This window comes from Streptomyces apricus, assembly GCF_008369065.1.
Lineage (GTDB): Bacteria > Actinomycetota > Actinomycetes > Streptomycetales > Streptomycetaceae > Streptomyces > Streptomyces apricus.
The window spans coordinates 1-2,850 of the sequence record NZ_VDFC01000149.1 but is presented as its reverse complement, the minus strand read 5'-3'; the positions used below and the strand labels follow the sequence as shown (position 1 = coordinate 2,850).

The window sequence follows — 2,850 nt, the reverse complement described above, 5'->3', positions numbered from 1 at the left end:
CGCAGCGTCAGGTTGGTCCGCCAGTACGCGGCGACCAGCAGGACCCGGTCCTCCAGCGGCAGGCTCCACGGCCGTCCCTTGCGCACCGGGTCCGCCCCCTCCCGCCGCAACGCGGTGATCAGCTTGCCGAACTGGCGCGGGCTCAGGCCGGTGAACGGGCCTATCCAGGAGGGCTCCGACGCCGTGATCACACCAGACACAGCAAGATTATCTCACCCGTGACCGGCAGTTACGGGACAACCCTTAGGTCTCGCAGTGTGTGGATGAAGCTGGAGGTGCTCGCACGTTCGAAGTCGTCTCGTCCGCTTTCGAGTTGCAGCTCCTCGCTGCTGCCGGCGCTTCCATAGATCGTCAGGAAGACATTGGCGTCGGTTCCGGCACCCTCGACCTTCCCGGTAATGACCTGAATCCGGTATTCGGGCATGGTGTTTTCTCCTCAAGCAGGGCTCGTTGTTGGGTGTGCTGCCGTCAGCCGGCAAAGACGGTGGCCACAGCGGCCACGTCGGCGACCAGGGACGCTACCTTCTCGCCGGATTCGGCCCAGCGGCCGAGGATCTTCTCGAAGGAATCAGGAGCCCATGTCAGGAAGATGGCATGGTGCGCGATCCGGACGGTGTCGGTGGGCGGCATGCTTTCCCACCAGGCGTCCGTCCGGTCCGAGACACCGATCACCGTTCCGTCGACGCCGTAGCGGTGGGAACCGGACTGGAAGACCGGCGCGTCGTGTGCGTCGCTGAAGATGACGTACGTGGCGCCGTGATAGCCGCCGAACCAGGTGAAGGTGGCCGTGCGGGTTTGGGCGGAGATCTGGCCGGTGCCCAGATCCAGGACGCCCCATGTGCGCATCCAGTGGTTCGCTCCCAGGTGCATCAGACCGGAATCGAACTGCCGGATTGCCCCAGGGGTGAGCAGTCCGGCGAAGGGGATGCGCTGAATCTGCTTCTCGGTGAGCGTCAGCTGCTGTGGCGTGCTGGAGCGGACGTCCACTCCGGCGGCCAGGACACTGGCAGGACTGAGGATCTGTTTGCGTCGACCGTCCTGGAGAAGGTAAGGGACACCGTTCGCAGCTGAGACGAGGATCGTTCCGTCCGTCGGGTCAGCTTGTTCCAGTGCCGGTTTTCCATGGGTGGATACATTCGTTTTCCCAGGTACTTCCTGAGACATGGCAGACCTCCGTGAAGTGTGGTCCGGGTAGGTCGGATGTGGTCTATCAGGAACATGTCCGTGTTGATTCATGCTGCCTGGTCGGAACTTTCACAGGTATAAGGAGAATTACCTACAAAGGATCTCTTCCGCAGGGGACGATTGCTGCGTGGCGGATTTTTCGCAGCGCGACTACGAGCACATGCTCGACCTGGCAGTTGCGGTTCTGGAGAGCCGGAACCACGAATCAATGTGGCATGTGGTGGGCCAGGAAATACTTGGGGTGCTTCATGCGACAACCACCATTTTCGTGAACCTGGACTGGAGGCGGCGAACCGGCCACTCGGAAGGCTGGGCTCCTGCGTGGGTCGGGCGCACTCCGGTCGAGGAACTGGTCGGGCGGCGGATGCAACAGGAGCACCCGCTCTTCCGCTACACCTCAGGCGGTCGGCGGCGTCCTGTCACGGTGGACGAAGTCAGTGATCGCACGGACTGGTTGAAGTCCGACTGCTATCACGAGGCGTACGAGATCTATGGCACCACCCGGCAGATGGTGCTTCCGCTGCCTGCAACCGGAGAAGTGATCCGTGGCTTCATCATGGGACGTCCGGGCAAGGACTTCACCCTTCGGGAGACAGCTCTGGCGGGTCGGCTCCAACCTCTACTGCGTAGCATCGACATTCATATACGGGAGATGCGGCGCTTACGGCAGAACGTGAAAGGGGACGGCGCGGCTGATCCTGCCGGGCGGGCTGCCGAGTTGGGAATTACTCCGCGGGAGCTGACCGTGCTTCAGGTGCTGGCAGAAGGGCTGACCGCAGCGGCCATCGGTCGCCGGCTGAACATCTCGGTACGGACCGTCCATGCCCACCTGGACAAGCTCTACCGAAAGCTGGGCACAAGCGACCGACTCTCGACGGTCCTGCTGGCGAAGGACCTGGGCCTGACACCGTCACCGGGCAACGGCCCCTGACGCCGACGGGGCAGGTCTGGGTACGGTCGAGCGTGCTGCTCGGTGTTTCGTGTACCGGTGAGTCGGCGAGCCGTGAGGCCGGTCACGGCGAGGTGGATCCACTCATCCACTCATCCGCTCGACGTTCCGGGACGGGAGGGGATTCTCTGGCATCAGAAGGTATCGCGACGGGCAAGCAGGTCACGTGAGGTCTCGCAGCCGATCCGGACGACTGGACCGTGGACTCTCCACAGGTAGGCGACGAGTTTGCGAGGGTCGGTCGGGTGGGTCTTCCGCCTCCTGAAAGTCCAGGCAGACCACCCTGATTTGTCGGAGCGGTGGATCACCCCGCGTACGGTGCCATCTTCTGCTTGCACAGTCTGGGGAACACCGGCCTTCGGTTTCTGCCGGTCGAGGCCAGCGGCATCGTGCGCCGACGGCGCACTCGGCTGGTGCTGTCACTATCTATGAGCCTCTGCAGCTCCTGGCCGATCCGTGTGCGCAAGCGGCCGGCACTGGCACCGGCACCGTGCCGCCGGCGGTCGGATTGAAGATCACCACACATCCACCCGCCATGACCGCGCACTCGGTGGACCCATTCGGTCGGATTGCTAGAAGTCGCGCAACACCGCCGCCTTCGTCGTGGCGAACTCCTCGTCCGTGAGCACGCCGTCGCGGTGCAGTTCGCCCAACTCCCGCAGGCGGCGCAGGAGGACGTCGTGCAGGTCCTGCGGGGGCTGCGCCGCCTGCGGGAG

General features: G+C 64.0%; 4 protein-coding genes and 1 pseudogene. 1 reads left to right on the top strand and 4 read right to left on the bottom strand.

Going from position 1 to position 2,850, the window contains the following annotated elements:
• The 3 genes and pseudogenes from FGF04_RS38705 to FGF04_RS38695 all read right to left on the bottom strand — a co-directional run.
• Window positions 1-200: pseudogene (locus FGF04_RS38705) on the bottom strand (IS5/IS1182 family transposase); the annotation flags it as partial.
• A 29-nt stretch (window positions 201-229) separates the two neighbouring features.
• Window positions 230-424, bottom strand: a complete 195-nt coding sequence (locus FGF04_RS38700; protein WP_149516076.1) for a PLAT/LH2 domain-containing protein — start codon at window positions 422-424, stop codon at window positions 230-232.
• A gap of 44 nt (window positions 425-468) precedes the next feature.
• On the bottom strand, window positions 469-1,164 hold the full coding sequence (locus FGF04_RS38695) for a hypothetical protein (RefSeq protein ID WP_149516075.1): 696 nt from the start codon (window positions 1,162-1,164) through the stop codon (window positions 469-471).
• 148 nt (window positions 1,165-1,312) lie between these two features.
• On the opposite strand from FGF04_RS38695, the gene FGF04_RS38690 reads away from it, so the two are divergent.
• Window positions 1,313-2,116 carry a response regulator transcription factor gene (locus FGF04_RS38690; RefSeq protein ID WP_188114416.1) on the top strand — a complete coding sequence of 268 codons (804 nt, stop codon included), beginning with the start codon at window positions 1,313-1,315 and terminating at the stop codon, window positions 2,114-2,116.
• 590 nt (window positions 2,117-2,706) lie between these two features.
• Here the strand turns inward: FGF04_RS38690 and FGF04_RS38685 are convergent.
• Window positions 2,707-2,850 (bottom strand): SHOCT domain-containing protein (locus tag FGF04_RS38685; protein WP_149516073.1); only part of this gene is annotated, 144 nt, incomplete at its 5' end.